The sequence below is a fragment of the Dehalobacter sp. DCA genome (assembly GCF_000305775.1).
Classification (GTDB): domain Bacteria; phylum Bacillota; class Desulfitobacteriia; order Desulfitobacteriales; family Syntrophobotulaceae; genus Dehalobacter; species Dehalobacter alkaniphilus.
In genome coordinates this window covers 836,751-852,431 of the sequence record NC_018866.1, presented here as the reverse complement: position 1 = coordinate 852,431, position 15,681 = coordinate 836,751, and the positions used below count along the sequence as shown (strand labels likewise).

General features: G+C 44.6%; 14 protein-coding genes and 1 other RNA gene. 12 read left to right on the top strand and 3 right to left on the bottom strand.

The window, feature by feature from the left end; genetic code table 11:
* Positions 1-71: 71 nt before the first annotated feature.
* The gene (locus tag DHBDCA_RS03990; protein WP_015042880.1) at positions 72-440 is read right to left on the bottom strand and encodes a TIGR04086 family membrane protein; all 369 of its coding nucleotides are present in this window, start codon (positions 438-440) and stop codon (positions 72-74) included.
* A gap of 117 nt (positions 441-557) precedes the next feature.
* Here DHBDCA_RS03990 and panB point away from each other — a divergent pair, with 117 nt between their 5' ends.
* The 4 genes from panB to DHBDCA_RS03975 all read left to right on the top strand — a co-directional run bounded on the left by panB (position 558) and on the right by DHBDCA_RS03975 (position 4,353).
* Positions 558-1,382: a 3-methyl-2-oxobutanoate hydroxymethyltransferase gene (gene panB, locus DHBDCA_RS03985; protein ID WP_015042879.1), complete on the top strand. Its 825-nt coding sequence runs from the start codon at positions 558-560 to the stop codon at positions 1,380-1,382.
* A gap of 164 nt (positions 1,383-1,546) precedes the next feature.
* Positions 1,547-1,981, top strand: coding sequence for a hypothetical protein (locus DHBDCA_RS03980; RefSeq protein WP_015042878.1), 435 nt, complete (start codon positions 1,547-1,549; stop codon positions 1,979-1,981).
* Between the two features lie 61 nt (positions 1,982-2,042).
* A non-coding RNA gene (ssrS, locus tag DHBDCA_RS14820) (6S RNA) lies at positions 2,043-2,223 on the top strand.
* Positions 2,224-2,277: 54 nt separating this feature from the next.
* Complete coding sequence (locus DHBDCA_RS03975) at positions 2,278-4,353, top strand: LTA synthase family protein (RefSeq protein WP_242824962.1); 2,076 nt, start codon at positions 2,278-2,280, stop codon at positions 4,351-4,353.
* 397 nt (positions 4,354-4,750) lie between these two features.
* On the opposite strand, the gene DHBDCA_RS03970 is transcribed toward DHBDCA_RS03975, so the two are convergent.
* Positions 4,751-5,785, bottom strand: a complete 1,035-nt coding sequence (locus DHBDCA_RS03970) for a phospholipase D-like domain-containing protein (RefSeq protein WP_242824961.1) — start codon at positions 5,783-5,785, stop codon at positions 4,751-4,753.
* Between the two features lie 300 nt (positions 5,786-6,085).
* On the opposite strand from DHBDCA_RS03970, the gene DHBDCA_RS03965 reads away from it, so the two are divergent.
* The 7 genes from DHBDCA_RS03965 to DHBDCA_RS03935 all read left to right on the top strand — a co-directional run bounded on the left by DHBDCA_RS03965 (position 6,086) and on the right by DHBDCA_RS03935 (position 11,810).
* Entirely contained in the window at positions 6,086-7,234 is a 1,149-nt protein-coding gene (locus DHBDCA_RS03965) for a tetratricopeptide repeat protein (RefSeq protein WP_015042875.1), read from the top strand.
* A gap of 77 nt (positions 7,235-7,311) precedes the next feature.
* Positions 7,312-8,085 carry a methyltransferase domain-containing protein gene (locus DHBDCA_RS03960; protein WP_015042874.1) on the top strand — a complete coding sequence of 258 codons (774 nt, stop codon included), beginning with the start codon at positions 7,312-7,314 and terminating at the stop codon, positions 8,083-8,085.
* Between the two features lie 225 nt (positions 8,086-8,310).
* Entirely contained in the window at positions 8,311-8,811 is a 501-nt protein-coding gene (locus DHBDCA_RS03955; protein ID WP_015042873.1) for a cation:proton antiporter regulatory subunit, read from the top strand.
* The gene (locus tag DHBDCA_RS03950; RefSeq protein WP_015042872.1) at positions 8,811-10,028 is read left to right on the top strand and encodes a cation:proton antiporter; all 1,218 of its coding nucleotides are present in this window, start codon (positions 8,811-8,813) and stop codon (positions 10,026-10,028) included. Before DHBDCA_RS03955 ends, DHBDCA_RS03950 begins: the two co-directional genes overlap by 1 nt.
* Positions 10,029-10,177: 149 nt before the next feature.
* On the top strand, positions 10,178-10,750 hold the full coding sequence (folE, locus tag DHBDCA_RS03945; RefSeq protein WP_015042871.1) for a GTP cyclohydrolase I FolE: 573 nt from the start codon (positions 10,178-10,180) through the stop codon (positions 10,748-10,750).
* A gap of 39 nt (positions 10,751-10,789) precedes the next feature.
* Positions 10,790-11,545: a 5'/3'-nucleotidase SurE gene (surE, locus tag DHBDCA_RS03940; protein ID WP_015042870.1), complete on the top strand. Its 756-nt coding sequence runs from the start codon at positions 10,790-10,792 to the stop codon at positions 11,543-11,545.
* 13 nt (positions 11,546-11,558) lie between these two features.
* Positions 11,559-11,810 (top strand): hypothetical protein, encoded by a 252-nt coding sequence (locus tag DHBDCA_RS03935; protein WP_015042869.1) that lies wholly within the window; start codon positions 11,559-11,561, stop codon positions 11,808-11,810.
* 33 nt (positions 11,811-11,843) lie between these two features.
* Here the strand turns inward: DHBDCA_RS03935 and spoVB are convergent, their stop codons facing one another.
* Complete coding sequence (spoVB, locus tag DHBDCA_RS03930; RefSeq protein WP_015042868.1) at positions 11,844-13,397, bottom strand: stage V sporulation protein B; 1,554 nt, start codon at positions 13,395-13,397, stop codon at positions 11,844-11,846.
* 242 nt (positions 13,398-13,639) lie between these two features.
* On the opposite strand from spoVB, the gene DHBDCA_RS03925 reads away from it, so the two are divergent.
* Positions 13,640-15,619, top strand: a complete 1,980-nt coding sequence (locus DHBDCA_RS03925) for an elongation factor G (RefSeq protein WP_015042867.1) — start codon at positions 13,640-13,642, stop codon at positions 15,617-15,619.
* Positions 15,620-15,681 lie beyond the last annotated feature (62 nt).

Below are 15,681 nucleotides of genomic sequence, written 5' to 3'. Positions count from 1 at the left end.
TTTTCACCCAACAGCATGTTCTGGAGGGTGAATAGTTCAGGAGAGCGGTTTAACGCACTACATGGACCGCGTCATTTCTTCATCACGGCTCCGACACTCCCACCGATCACACCCGCTATGGGACTAATCAGGACTTTCTTGAGCAGTATTTTCCAAGAAGGATCACCCGCATAGAAAATGTAATAAATCAATAGGGTGACCACAAAAAAACCGATTCCAACAGCCAGTCCGTACAGAAGTCCTCTTGCTCCGGATTGATACGCAATGTAAAAACTGGCGATGAGTACGCCAATTCCGGCAGCGAGCAGCGAGTAAAGGAAAGATTCCTGCACCGAAGTAAAGAAGTAGACCAGACTCAGAACAACGGTCAGCAGAAATGAGATAACAATGGCCAGCGCTATACCTTTGGTAACTAACGACAGCTGAAACGGTTTTGACATACGGCAGCCTCCCTTTTCTCCAATTTCTGTACACCATATGCTTGGCCCATATAACTTATGACTTAAAAGCTCAGACAAAGTTTGAAATAAAAAAGGTTTAGGGAGAAGGCGATCACGATGAAAAAAATGATTCCAGATTTCAAAAAGATGAGCGAACAGGAAAACAAGATCACGATGCTGACAGCCTATGATTTTCCGACGGCACGAATCATTGAAAAAGCCGGTGTCGATGTAATCCTTGTGGGTGATTCGCTTGGGATGGTCGTCTTAGGATATGACTCAACCGTTCCAGTGACAATGGAGGATATGCTGCATCATGCCAAAGCTGTTCGCCGGGGTGCTCCAAGTACTTTCATGATTGTGGATATGCCTTATCTGACCTATGCGAGGCCTGAAGATGCGTTGCGCAATGCCGGAAGGCTGATGCAGGAGGGGGGAGCCGACGCTGTTAAACTCGAGGGCGGGGAGGAATACCGCGAGATTATCAGCTTTCTGACCAAAGCCGGGATTCCTGTTGTTGGCCACATTGGTTTGACGCCTCAAACGGCCGGCCTGCTGGGCGGATATAAGGTCCAGGGAACAGAAATACACAGCGCTTCCAAACTTTTGCGTGATGCCGGAATGCTGGCTCAAGCCGGTGTTTTTATGCTGGTCCTGGAAGCAATACCGGCGCTACTCGCGGCAAAGATCACACAGTCGATATCCGTGCCGACCATTGGCATCGGTGCCGGGAATCATTGCGACGGCCAGGTCCTGGTTATTCATGACATGATTGGCGCTTCAGACAAGACTGTACCGACCTTCGTCAAACAATACGCAATGATTGAACCTCTAATTGTTGATGCTGTGCAAAAATATTGCGCGGAAGTCAAAGACACAGCGTTTCCTTCCGACAAACATTCTTTTTCTATGAAGGAAGAGGTCTTAAACAAGCTGACCTAACAGACAAATAATTTGTTAATTTTTCGAAATAGTTTTAGCAGGCTTAATATTATTCTTAAAAAATTAATATATTTTTACAATTTAAGTGAAATTAATCATTAATTTATGATATAATACAATAAACTATTTGGTTGTTTTATTTTTGCTTGGAAGGATGAATAACATTGAAGCTGAAAGATAAGACGTACAATAAGTTCTTGGAATTTTTTGAGAAGGTGTCCAAGAAACATGAAGAAGATCAGTTTGAGATTGCCTATTCCGAAATACAACGTGAAACAGGAGTAGCAAGTATTACCCTGAAAAAAGCGCTGAAAGTGCTGGAAGACGACAAGGTTATTGAAATTAACCAGGGCAGAAATACCCGATACGGCAAGATCAGGTACTTAAATAAATTGAATTCCAATTCAAGAGATCCCGCTAATAGAACAAGAACGCTTGCTTTAGTGGATGATGGAACGGTGAATCCAGGGACACTGCATCAAATCAAGAATATGTCCAGTCTCGTCGAACAGCTGCGGCAGAGGGTGCGTACCCAGGAGATGACGATCTCTGTGATTTTGGACAGACTTGCTGATTTAGAAGATAGAGTGCATCGCTAAAACATATTGGTTTTCCAGTTGTTTCTAGAGGATTTTTCTTCACCCCGGTGTTATAATAGCTGTGATGCTGCTCTGTTTGTATGGACTATCATGGTTTTGATCCTATTTTTTTCTCGGGAACTGAGTAGTGGCAGGTTGTGTACATCATGCTTTGTAAAAAGAAGATGGAAAGATCTGTCTAGGTACCCACCTGCATGTGCAGGGTCAGAAAACCAGATGTCTAACGGCAAAGCGGGAAAGAGGATGTCCAACGGACATCCTCTTTAAAATTTATGAGGAATTCTATGGAGGAGAAAGTGTCTAATTCTAAATTTCTGGCTATAATTCCGTTAATGGTTTTAATATTGTTTGAGACGGTCTCACGCGGAAGTCTCGCCGATACGCTGGTCTGGTCCGTACACTATCCGAATCAATTTGTTGCCACGTATGCCATGCTGTTTGGACTGATTAATGCTTTTTATCTTTTGCCCCGGCGTTTGTACCTGTCCATTGCAGCAGTCATTTTAACCGGCCTTTCCTTTATTGCGCTGGTCAGTAGGGAAAAACTACTCCTAAGAGGAGAGCCTTTGCTGCCCTGGGATTTAAACCTTGGGAAGGAAGCTGCAAATATTTCCCAGAGCTTTCAGGATCTTCCGATTGCTTTTATGTTGGGACTCGTGATTTTGCTTATCGCTGCACTCATCCTGATCATTTGTTACATACCAAGAGAAAAGTACCTTTCGGCTCAAAAAGTCCCCATTGCGGTACTGTCTTTTCTCTTGCTGTTTAATCTGGTTGCCCATACTTCTATGCAAAAGACCTTTAACTGCCGGCTTGTGAACTGGAGCCAGCAGTCCAATTACGAAGAAAATGGCTTGATTATCGGCTTTATGATGAATTATAAAGCCTATTCGGATGATGCTCCGGCTACTTACCAAAAAGAAGAAATTGAAAAGATCATTGCTCAGACCAAAACTGATTACACGGTTGATCCGGATTTTACCCCAAATGTCATCTTTGTGCAAAGTGAGGCTTTCTGGGACCCGACGCTGATGAAAGAAGTAAGCTTCAGCGAAGATCCAATTCCGTATTTCCATTATCTGCAAAAAAATTATTCAGGCGGCAAGATGGTTGTTCCTGTCTTTGCCGGAGGAACGGTGAATACAGAGTTTGAAGTTTTAACAGGGTATTCCTGCCAATTTCTCCCGGCAGGGATCATTCCCTATGTCCAGTACGCAACCAGGGATATGGATGCTCTGCCCGCGGTTTACAAGAAGCAGGGCTATGAGGCTACGGCAATTCATACTTACCATAACTGGTTTTACCGCCGCAATATTGTTTTCGAAGAGATGGGATTTGGCAAATTTATCAGCAAGGAATTCTTTGCGGATCCGGAGTGCAAAGGTACTTATATCCGCGATACGGAGCTTACGAAGAAGATTCTGCAGCAGCTTGGACAGAATGATAAACCCGATTTCATCTATGCGATTTCAATGCAGGCTCATGGGCCCTATGCGGAGAAACCTAATGCCGGAAATACGATTCAGGTCCAGGGTAACTTTTCGGCTAAAAGTAAAACCTTGCTGGAGAACTACGTTAATACAATTTCCGATGTCGATCAGTCCCTGAAAGCTTTGATTGAAGGTCTGAAGAAGATTGATGAACCAACGATTGTCGTTTTTTACGGAGATCATTTGCCCTTGCTCGGCAATAGTTCGGAAGTATACAAAGAGGCTGACTTTTTTCAGGACCGAAATAATTACAGTGATTATTTAAACAAATATACGGTGCCCTTTATCGTCTGGGATAATTTCTCGAGCCCGAAAGATAAAGAAAATATCCGTATTTCCTCGAGCTTTTTGGGGCCTTACATTCTGGAAAAAAGCAAAAAAGAAGGAAATACCCTGACGGATTTCCTTTATTCCTTATATGAAAAAGGGTCGGACGTTATGACCGCTGCGCTTTATCAGCAGAATGAAAAAATCACCGAAACAGAATCTGCGGACTATGAAATGCTGCAATATGATTCTCTGATTGGCAATGCGTATGCCTATGAGCTGGAACCAAGGGATAAACCAGTCCAGAATGCTTTGTACCTGCTTGGAGAACGTTTTCCCAAGATCGAAAAAGTCCTTCGCCTGAGTGAAGATGTGATTCAGGTTCAAGGAGAAAACTTCCTGCCGGATTATCAGATTTATATTGATGATACCCCGGTTAAAACGAAGTATGTAAGTAATACTGTCTTAACAGCCACTTTGCCCAAATCAATCCAGAATGAGACTGAGCCGGTCAAGCTTCTTTTAAAGATGATCGACAGCCTCAATAATGTTATCTCAGAATCAAACACGTATTCATTCTCGCGTGCGGATGGCGCCTCCGTCGATGCTAAATAAATATAAGTAGAGCGTATTTTAAATAAATAAGTAAATAATAGTCAGACTAAAGTATTTGGGGCCTGTCTGCGTGCCACAATCCACTTTCGGCCGTTGTGTCCTCCCTGACACGCCGCTCCTTGCCGTCCATGGCACCGCGGCATTAGGCCATCCGTGGCCGTCAAAAGGCCGTGCTGCGCCATCCAGGCTTCGCTCATCGCGAAACTGTGGCACGCAGACTAATCATATGCTTGTTAGAACCTGGCTTTGACCCCAGGCTAAATCTCCGTAATGGATCGTCAGCGCCAAGCGGAGCATTGATTGCGCAGCGCGGCTGTTAGCGCCATGGAGGGCGCTATCTGCCGAAAGCGGCCATCCATTACGGAGATTAACCCAAGAAAGCTAATGTATTTGTGATTTAAGGTGTACTGTTAGCCCATTCTTCATCAAACAGCGCTGTAACTTTTTTGGCGGCAGCAGGGGAAGGGATAGTCAAGGAACTCTCGTGATTAATAACAAAAGAAGGATATGTCCAGGCAGAATTGGAAAAAAACAGCGTTGTCTGATCAAAAATACCGAAATTTGCGCCCATCGCTTTTTTGTCAGGATGATTGTAATAGCGCAATTCGATCTGGGCGTCCTTTAATTCCTGAATGGCATCGGGCGAGGTAATCGCACTGGAAAGGCTGACGATCACTTTCACGTTACAGCCTCTTTTTTTTGCCTCCATCAGGGCATCAATTATATCGTCTTTACTTAGTTGTTCGGTTTCTATTAAGATCTCAGATGTAGCAGCGTTGATTAAATTAAGAAGCTGCTGTTTAACATTGACAGTAACGGCAAAGGTAATATTGTCTTCTGGTAATTTGGAACTATCCGGTAAATCAAGCGACAGTGTTGTCGTATAGGTCCAGTCTTTGCCGAAGGATTTGTCCATGACACCGACAGAGTCTCCGGATAGTTTTACAGCCATGCTGTGCGCATCGAAGCCTTTGGCGGTCCAGTCCTTTTCATAAAAAACAGCCGTTTTGTGATCAACAACCATATAGCGTACTGTCTGGTACTGTCCTTTTTCAGCAGGATAGTATTGGACCGATATGTTTTCATTTTTTAGTGCTTTGATGGTTGAGGTATTATCTCTCTGCCATTGATCGAGCAGCAGTCTCACTTCGATGCCCGAATGCGCTTTTGTAATCAGCAAATTAATGATTTCCTGATCATTCAGACTGGACAGCTCGATATAAATGGATTGTTTGGCCTGATTAATTACATTCAAAGTTAGCGGACGGATAGCAGCTCCGTCTATGTAAAGCGCACCAGGTGGCAAGTTTGATACTGGATTGGATTCTTCATCAGCGGAAAACGAGAATATTTTGCTGCATCCGGACATCGTCGGTATTGCTATCATGATGATCATCAGGATGATCAGGAAGGGTACTTTTGCTTTGGACAAAATATCAGCCTCTTTATCAATAAATTGAGCTTTGGCAACTCTTCTCTTATTATACATATTTTTAGAGATAAATAACGAAAAAAATAGTTCCAATTGGAAAAATATCTGATTGAAAGGCTATTTGATGAGCGGTTTTCCAGCCAAACAAAAGGTAAATGATGGAAAGAGGAAGAATAACTATCCAGTACCATGTTAACCTGAATCTTAGATATCCTGGCATCATATTTTTTGTAATACAATAATTTTAAGGTTAACAAGGCACTCGTCTTTAAAGAAGATTTTATATTTAGGGGTGTTGATATGGGAAACCGCTTGCGTCTCAAGACAAAGCTGCAGATTAATTGGCTGCTTTTCACGGGTGAAGAACAGCAGGCTCTAGAAATCCTGTTTGGAATCTTAAACACAGAAAATATCTCCGACGCCCTGTATTTGGCAGAGGTGAAAACACTGATTGATCATAAGGTTTTCAAGGAAGCTCAGGCCTATTTGGAAGCAGCAATTATCTATTGCGAAGAGCCCGGACAGCTGGCTGAAGTGCATTTTTTACTGGCCCGCTGCTGCCATGGACAGGGTTTTGTCAATGATGCTTTGATCCATCTCGAAAATGCGCTTCAGCTGGAAGCGAACAGTACGTACTGGAATCTGCAGACGGATTGTTATCTCGAACTTGGGGAATGGCAGGAAGCTATTAATTGTCTGGACAAGTCTCTGCGTTCCTCACCTGGAGATGCCAATATTCTTTTTCGACTTGGCAGCATCTATCAGTTCCAGGGGCAGTACAGGGAAGCTTTAAACTGTTTCAGCGGCTGCTGTAAAGTGAAGCCGTATCAGCCGGAATACTGGGAAATGAAAGCTGAGATGCAGCTGAAGATGAATCAGACCGAGGATGCGGTCGAATCTTTCTATAAAGCCATCAAATGCGGAGGGAATTTCAGCCTGATGTCCAGGCTGGCCTACTGTTATGCGCAGACTGGCCAGCAGAGCAAAGCCCGGAAGCTGTTCCAGAAAGTATTAAAACATGACCCGGATGATCTTGATGCCCTATGCAATCTGGCCGGCATTTACCACGAGTTCCAGCAGGACGACCAGGCCTACCGATTACTTAGAAAAGCCTATACGCTGAAGAATAACGACACATTGCTGCTGAATAATTTAGGCTTTATCTGTTTTCAGCTCGGAAGAACGCGCAAAGCAATTGATTATTACCAGAATGCCCTGAAAATTGATCCGGAAAATAAAACGGTGCTCTATAATTTAAGTGTCTGCATGACCGAAAAAGGGCTGTGGGACGACGCCAAAATTATCCTGGAACGACTGGTCTCCATGGATAGCAAAAACAGCGCGGCCTGGATACTGCTTGGAAATACGTATGAAGAAATGTCCAACACGAAGGTGGCAGTCGACTGTTACAATAAATCTTTTGGTTTAACGGTTAAAAAAGCCATTTAAGATCAGACTTCCCAAAGAGGTTTCATTATCATTTATTTTCTGGTACAATTATAGAAACGTTTTTGGGGGGCATTGCCATGGCAGACTGGAATCCAGAGGCATATTTAAAATTTGAGAAAGAAAGATCCAAACCGTCACGTGATTTAGTCAGCCGTATTAAGCTTGAACAGCCTGAAAACATTCTGGATGTGGGCTGCGGTCCGGGTAATAGCACCCGCATTTTAGCGGAGAGATGGAAGAATGCGGCTATCACAGCCATTGATAATTCACATGCCATGCTCGAAATTGCCAAAGCAACAAATCCGTCAGTATGTTGGTTATTACGAGATGCCGGACGGGACATTTCCGATCTGGGCCAGTTCGACCTCATATTTTCTAATGCGGTCTTCCAATGGATTCCTGATAATGATCTTCTTATCTCCAGACTGTTTGCCATGCTGAAACCCCGCGGCATATTAGCTGTCCAAGTTCCATTTGTCAATGAAATGCTGATTCATCAGCTGCTTCTAGACCTGGTATCCTCTGCGAAGTGGTCCGGTTATTTTGATCACATTGCGATTCCTTATAAGGTCCATACTCCTGAATATTATTATGATGTCCTCTGTGAATTAACACCGGAAATCGAATTATGGGAAACCAGGTATTATCATTTGATGAACAGTTATGAGGATATCCTGGATCTGTATCGAAGCACCGGGCTGAGACCCTACTTGGATTGTCTTGATGAAGACAAAAAGCAAAAAGAATTTGAGAGTGATCTGATGCTGGAAATTATGAAGTATTATGCCGGCTCGAAAGACGGTAAAATTTTATTTACCTTTGACCGCGTATTTTTTACAGCAACACGGTAATTGATTAGCATTGACGTCAATATGGCAAAATGAAGATTTCACCACATAAAAGAAGTTAGAAGGACGTATCGGAACTAAAGTTTCGTTACGTCTTTTTTTGTGTCGTAATTAGCTGACCAGGCATAGTCTGAATGGGGAATTCTGATTTTATCCGATCCTGTCGTTTCTTTACTTATATCCGTAGATTTGTTAAAGTTAATTTAAAGGAAAAGGGGGCTTTTTAGCATGAAGTTAGTCAAGGAAAAAGACTTGCCGGGGATCGGTAAAAAGTATCAGCTGGACACCCGGTCTGGAGATAAGCTGGTCGTGATCGTTCATGATGACGGGCGCCGGGAAATGTATCACTATTACCTCGAGGATCCGAACGAATCGATCTCAATGGTAACACTTGATGATGAAGAATCGCGTTGTATTGCCTCTATTCTGGGCGGAATGGCCTATCGCCCCAAAGATCTGGATACTGTTGAGGTAGCCATCGGGGATATGGTACTCGAATGGTACAGGATTGAAACAGGGGCTTATGCGATTGGTAAATCAATCGGTGAGATGCAGGTCCGGAAGCGGACCGGCGGGACGATTATTGCGATGGTGAAAAAAGACCAAAATAAAACGATTAATCCCAATCCCGACATCGTTCTTCAGGAAGGTGCAACCATTGTCATTCTGGGAGAAAAAGAACAGGTGAAAGCTGCTAAGGGACTCCTGTTTCACGGGAGTGTTCATTAATGGAGCATTTGATACTGGAAGTTGGTCTCGCTCTGGCCTTGTCGGCCCTGGCAGGGATGATAGCCGGTAAATTGCGGATCTCCATTGTGCCTATTCTGATTATTGCGGGGATGGTTGTTGGACCTCAAGCTCCTCATATCGGAGTATTTGATTTCAGGTTTATTCAGTCAGCCGCACTAATCGACTTTATGGGAAAGATGGGTGTTTTATTTTTACTTTTCTCTCTCGGATTAGAATTTTCGATCAAACAGCTGATGGCATCGGGACCGTCGATTCTCCGCAGCGGCCTCATCTATATGCTCATCAACTTTTCTGTTGCGCTGTTGTACCCGTTGCTTTTAGGCTGGCCCATTAAAGAGATTCTGGTCGTAGCAGGGATGATGACAATTTCGTCAAGCGCTATTGTGGCTAAAGTCATCGTTGAGTTAAAACGAGCTGCGAACGATGAGACAGAAATTATCCTAGGGCTGATGATGTTTCAGGATGTGTTTGTAGCAATCTATTTATCCGTTGTCTCTGGTTTGGTCCTTTCCGGTTCGACTTCGACTGTTACAGTCCTGCTTACAGCAGCTGTTGCACTTGGATTTATCGGGGCATTTCTGTTTTTGGGCCATAAGCTCGTTCCGTGGTTGAACCGCCGGCTGGATATTCCTTCGGACGAGACATTTTTACTGGTGACTTTTGCGGCGGTGACGTTGGTTGCGGGGATTTCTGAAACCCTGAATATTGCCCAGGCCATCGGAGCAATGCTGCTCGGCCTGGTACTGGCGGAGACGGAGCACCGTGAGCGGATTGAACATATTATTGTTCCTTTTCGTGATTTTTTTGGCGCATTATTCTTCTTCAGTTTTGGTCTGAGCATCGATCCTTTTGCGCTGGGGGGCGCTGTTTGGCCGGTTCTTGGCGCAGTACTGCTGACGCTTCTTGGCAATACGATTGCTGGATTTATAGCCGGAAGGAGAGCTCAGCTGTCTCATCGCGCTTCGCTCAGAATTGGCTTAACGATCCTGTCACGTGGTGAATTTTCGATTATACTCACCACACTGGCCCTATCAGGAGGCTTGCTGGGAGTCCTGCAGCCGTTTTCTGCCTTGTATGTGCTTATTCTCGCCATATTAGGCCCCATACTGACCAAGGAATCCAGTCTGGTGTATAAGTTAATTGGGCCGATCCTTAAATGGCCGGAGCTGCCTGAAAAACGCAGATTAAAACTTTAAGTAAAATTATGATGATAAATTGTCGAGAGAATTGCGTATCTGCAGAAAATAGTAAAAAAAATTTGGTCAAATCAAAAATAAATGATACAATTCAAGTTGACCTAATTAATAAAATATTCCGCTAATTTACACCATAACAGGAGGCGATCATGATGGCTATAGATCATGCAAAAATAGAACGAGCTGTAAGGGATATTTTGGAAGCAATTGGAGAGGATCCGGAAAGAGAAGGCCTTAAGGATACTCCCAAAAGAGTTGCCAGATTTTATGAGGAAGCTTTTGCCGGACTTCATGAAGATCCGAGCAAGAACCTGTCTGTATTGTTTTCGGAAAAACACGAGGAAATGGTACTGGTTAGAGATATTCCGATTTATTCCATGTGTGAGCATCACCTGCTTCCTTTTGTTGGACAGGCCCACATTGCGTATATTCCGAGACACGGCAAGGTGACAGGATTGTCAAAGCTGGCCAGAGTTGCCGAAGACTACGCCAGAAGGCCGCAGCTACAGGAAAGATTGACGAGCCAGATTGCGGATACTGTGAATGATATGCTTAATCCGCGCGGTGTTATTGTCGTCATTGAAGCTGAGCATATGTGCATGACCGTACGCGGAATTAAAAAACCCGGCGCGCAGACCGTTACATCAGCAGTCAGAGGAATGTTTGAAACCAGCGCTGCCACCAGGGCAGAGGCGTTCTCATTAATTATGGGCAGACATTAACCCAATAATAAGCGGCAGAATGACGGAGGCTAGTTTTGCATGAAAATCCTGCTGACAAATGATGATGGTTATTTTGCTGCCGGTCTCAGGACCATGTATGATGCTTTGGCAGCGGACCATCAGCATGAGATCTACGTTGTGGCTCCGGAAGGGCAGCGATCAGCTGTTGGACGGTCTATCACCCTGTTTCAGCCAATCTTCGTGACCCATCATTCCTTGCCGGACAATCATATCGGTGTATCTGTCAACGGCACACCGACAGACTGTGTCAAACTGGCAATACAGGGGGATATTCTTCCTGCCAAGCCGGATTTGATCATATCCGGAATTAATCACGGACCGAATCTCGGTTCGGATGTATTCTACTCAGGTACTGTGGCAGCCGCAATGGAGGGTGCCCTGTTAGGGATACGTTCCATTGCGGTATCACTTGCCAATTATGATTACGAAGACTATATGCCAAGCGCTTTGCTCATCAAACGCTTGATTGATACGAACAGCCCCTTGCTTCAGTATCAGAGCGGCCTGCTCAATATCAATGTGCCGCCCTGCGACAGGGAGGAATGGAAGGGAAAAAGAGTCACCAGACTAGGCAGGTCTGTTTACGACAATGCATTCGAAAACAGAAAATCTCCTTATGGCAGAGAGTATTATTGGATCACCGGAACGCTCGTTTTTGAAGAAGAACAGGATACCGACCTCAGGGCAATCCAGGAAGGGTATGTTTCGGTTACGCCTTTACACTGTGACCTGACCGATTATGAACGGTTAAAGACCATGGAAAATTTACTATAGGGAGGAGAAATGTATGGGCTTTTGGATTTTTTTCTTTTATTTTGCTGTGTTTATTATTATTTTCTGGCTGAGTCGAGAAAAAGGTGGAAAGAATAATCTTAAAAAATTATTTATCATTCCGATTGTTCTTGCTGTCATTATTACGCTGCTGTCCGTGGTGAAAATTTATTTTATTTATAAGATCTTGCTTATTGTGATTGTTTTGGTGGTAGCCCTGCTGACGTATTGGCAGTGGGGAAGCAAGATCCGAAATTTTTGGCGGTGAAAGCATAACGCTGGGTATGCTGCAAGTGGGGCACTATTTATTTTTAGGCCAAAACCTAAAAGCCCGCCAGGTCTTCTTTATTTCTTTTATTGAAATGCCTCCCTGAGAAATCAGGATCCCAAAATAAATCACGATTGCGGCAAGAAGGACAGTAAGACTCGGAAGCAGCGTTGTTTGGCCCGGGACCAGCCATAAGATGCTTTTGAGCACAGCTGTCATACCAAGTCCGGCCAGGATCGGCTGCAGGATCATGGATTTTAGATCAGCTTGTAGTCCGATGTACTTGTTTATGGCATAAAGGTTTAAGAAAGCCATCATGGCAAAACCAAATACATAAGTTAAAGCGGTACCCACGAGACCAAATTTCGGAATTCCAGTCAGGTAGAAAAGAAGCGGGATTCGGAATACTGCCGTGATGACCGAATGGGCCAGCGGTAAAAAGGTTTTGCCGAGTCCTTGCAGAATTCCTGTGGTCGTCTGTTGAATATAGGCAAACAGCCCGCCCAAGGCTAAGACCTTCAACACTGCAGATACATGGTCACTTTTGAATAGGTGCGTAAGCGGTTCAGCAAAAAAATAAAGTGCAATGACACACGGCAATCCAAGCATAATGGTATAGCGGACCGCATCTGTGCTTTTATTCCTGGCAGCCCGGACATCATTTCGGACCATTGCTTCGGAAATAGCCGGGACAAGCGATGTCGCCAGCGCAAATGTAAAGACACTTGGAAACGAGAGCAGCGTAAGTGCAGTCCCACTGAACTCTCCAAAGAGAGAGGTGGCGTTCCTGGCCGAATAGCCGGCAAGCTGAAGCTGTTTGGGAATAATGACGGTATCCAAAGAAGACAGCCCTGTAGCCATCAGCCTGCTTCCGGTTACGGGCAAGGACAAACTGATCAGCTCCGGCATGACGGGTTTGGATTGTCCGCCGTTTTGATTTCCATAAGGCAGGTGCTTGCGCTGCATCAGATATTGAATCAGGATCACAAGCAAACCAACGATCTCCCCACAGAGCATTCCTGCTGCAAGACCAGCTGCTGCCCATTCAATGCCTTTCTTTAATAAATATACGGAAAGAGAAAAGCCGATCCCGATCCGGAAGATTTGTTCACAAACCTGGCTGACCGCTGAAGGGACCATATTCTGCAGTCCCTGGAAATATCCCCGGAACGCAGAAGCCACAGATACGATAAAGATCGACGGGATACAGATCTGAAAAACAATTCCGACGCGCTCATCCGCAAAGAAACTGTGAACAATCAGCGATCTGTTCAGGTACAGCGTGACGGTAACCAGCAGACCGGAAATAAATAAAGTCAGGAAAGCTGTCCGGAATACTCTCCGGGCTTCAGCATAGCGGCCAATAGAGACTCTTTCGGCAACCATTTTGGAGACAGCCAGTGGTATTCCCGCTGTGGTTAAGACCAGTGCAGTCATATAGACCGGAAATACCATATAAAACAATCCGTACGCTTCACTGCCGATATAGTGCATAATCAGGTATTGGTAGACAAACCCGAGCAGACGATTGACCAGATTCGCCCCAAAAAGAATGACTGCACCGAAAATGAGGTTATTTCTGGGCATTGCTTCCTCCCTGGCCGATACTCTGTCAGAGTACATATAGTTGATTTCTATTCAACTTATGCACCGGGAAAGAAGGTCATGCTCCAAGTTTTTTTAGGGATACAGTTTTTTTTAGAGGAATTGTGGAAACCACAGAGAATTAAAGAGAATTAAACATGTTATAATTTAATATTAGTGATGTTATTGCTATAGTCTTGTTTAAGTCAAGTTATTAAAAAGAATAGACAAAGGGGAGATTATTCTTGAAAAGCTATGACACCAAGAGTATTCGTAATATCTGTCTTGTAGGGCACGGAGGTTCAGGTAAAACATCGCTGGCTGAGACCATGCTTTTTAATGCTGGAGTAACGAACCGCATCGGGAAAGTAAACGATGGAAACACCGTATCAGATTACCTTCAAGAGGAAGTACAACGTCACATCTCAATTAGCACTTCATTGATTCCGATCGAGCATAAGGATGTTAAAGTTAATGTTCTCGATACACCCGGCTATTCCGATTTTATCGGTGAAGTCATCAGTACTTTGCGCGTCGTGGAAACAAGTGTTTTTGTGATCAGCGGGGTTGATGGTTTAGAAGTTCAGGCTGAGATCATCTGGGATCTGGTCGAAGAAAAACAACTCCCTAAAGTTATTTTTATCAATAAACTGGACAGAGAAAATTCCAATGCAGAAAAGGTACTGGATCGGTTGAAATCAACTTACCCGAATACCCGTTTCGTTCAAATGCAGATTCCGGTTGGCAAAGAGGCAGCATTCGAAGGTGTGGTTGGTCTGTTCCAACCCGACATACCTGATCAATATACAGATGATATTGCCGTATTGAAAGAAGCACTTGCTGAAGCTGCGGCAGAAGCTGATGATGAACTCCTAATGAAATATCTGGATGGAGAGTCCCTGAATGATGAAGAATTAAAAACGATCACAGCCAAAGGGCTCGCTCAGAATATGATCGTTCCGGTTTTATTTGGTTCGGTAGAAAAAAATCTGGGCGTAAAGGAATTCGCACAGTTCTTGGCTGACTATGTGCCTGCCCCTACGCCTATCGACAAAAAGGCTGCGTTGGTCTTTAAAACGCTTGCTGATCCCTATCTCGGCAAAATGACTTTCTTCAAAGTTTATGGCGGAACGTTTACCAGTGAGACCGTTGTCTACAATGCGAACCGGGAAGTCGAGGAGAAACTGGGCCAGCTGTTCTATCTGAGAGGGAAGAACCAGGATAATACGGCCAGCGTCCAGGCCGGTGATATTGCCGTCGTTGCGAAACTGCAGGAGACAAAAACAGGAGATACTTTTACAACGAAAGAGAAAGGTATCCAGCTGGACGGAATCGAATTTCCAAAACCTGCGCTGCCGCTTTCCGTCAAGCCGAAGAGCAAGGGCGATGAAGATAAGCTCGGATCCGCGCTGGCTAGGTTAGTCGATGAAGACCCAACCATCAGCGTCGGTAAAAATACAGAAACCAAACAGACGATTTTAAGCGGGCTCGGTGAAATGCAGCTCGATATTGTTGGTGAAAAACTGTCCAGAAAATTCGGTGTTGCCGTTGAGACCGAAGTACCGAAAGTTCCTTACAGAGAAACCATCAAAAAATTGGTGCAAGTTGAAGGCAAACACAAGAAACAAAGCGGCGGCCATGGCCAATACGGACACGTCTGGATTAAGATGCAGCCAAACCCGGAAAAAGACTTTGAATTTAACGAAGAAGTTTTCGGCGGAGCGGTTCCGAGAAACTATTTCCCCGCTGTTGAAAAAGGTCTGCGCGAAGCAGTTGCTGATGGTTTCCTGGCTGGCTATCCGATGACGAATGTGAAATTCACGTTGTATGATGGTTCCTATCACAGCGTTGACTCGTCAGAAATGGCATTTAAGCTTGCGGCACATCTTGCTTTCAAGAAAGGCGCTGAAATGGCCAACGCGGTATTGATGGAACCAGTCGTAGAGGCCGAGGTCAAGGTTCCTGAAGCATTCATGGGTGATGTCATCGGAGATTTGAACTCCAAACGCGGCAAGGTCCTTGGCATGGAACCCGACGGCAAATGCCAGGTGATTAAAGCCCATGTACCCCAATCCGAAATGATGCGTTATTCCATTGACCTCAAGGCTATGACGCAGGGAAGAGGTACGTTCACGACCAAGTTCATCGGGTACGAGGAAGTTCCGGCAAGATTATCCGACGCGCTGGTCGCCCAGCTCAAGAAAGAGCACCAGCATCACGAGTAACGCTGAATGCACGAATAAAGCTGAATGATTGTAGGTAAGCTAAAGCCGCTGGCGAATGATTT

Coding starts and splice junctions, on each gene's coding strand:
- folE (WP_015042871.1), top strand. CDS start 10,178: ATGATGGCTATAGATCATGCAAAAATAGAACGAGCTGTAAGGGATATT.
- DHBDCA_RS03955 (WP_015042873.1), top strand. CDS start 8,311: ATGAAGTTAGTCAAGGAAAAAGACTTGCCGGGGATCGGTAAAAAGTAT.
- DHBDCA_RS03935 (WP_015042869.1), top strand. CDS start 11,559: ATGGGCTTTTGGATTTTTTTCTTTTATTTTGCTGTGTTTATTATTATT.
- DHBDCA_RS03990 (WP_015042880.1), bottom strand. CDS start 440: ATGTCAAAACCGTTTCAGCTGTCGTTAGTTACCAAAGGTATAGCGCTG.
- spoVB (WP_015042868.1), bottom strand. CDS start 13,397: ATGCCCAGAAATAACCTCATTTTCGGTGCAGTCATTCTTTTTGGGGCG.
- panB (WP_015042879.1), top strand. CDS start 558: ATGAAAAAAATGATTCCAGATTTCAAAAAGATGAGCGAACAGGAAAAC.
- DHBDCA_RS03950 (WP_015042872.1), top strand. CDS start 8,811: ATGGAGCATTTGATACTGGAAGTTGGTCTCGCTCTGGCCTTGTCGGCC.
- DHBDCA_RS03960 (WP_015042874.1), top strand. CDS start 7,312: ATGGCAGACTGGAATCCAGAGGCATATTTAAAATTTGAGAAAGAAAGA.
- DHBDCA_RS03965 (WP_015042875.1), top strand. CDS start 6,086: ATGGGAAACCGCTTGCGTCTCAAGACAAAGCTGCAGATTAATTGGCTG.
- surE (WP_015042870.1), top strand. CDS start 10,790: ATGAAAATCCTGCTGACAAATGATGATGGTTATTTTGCTGCCGGTCTC.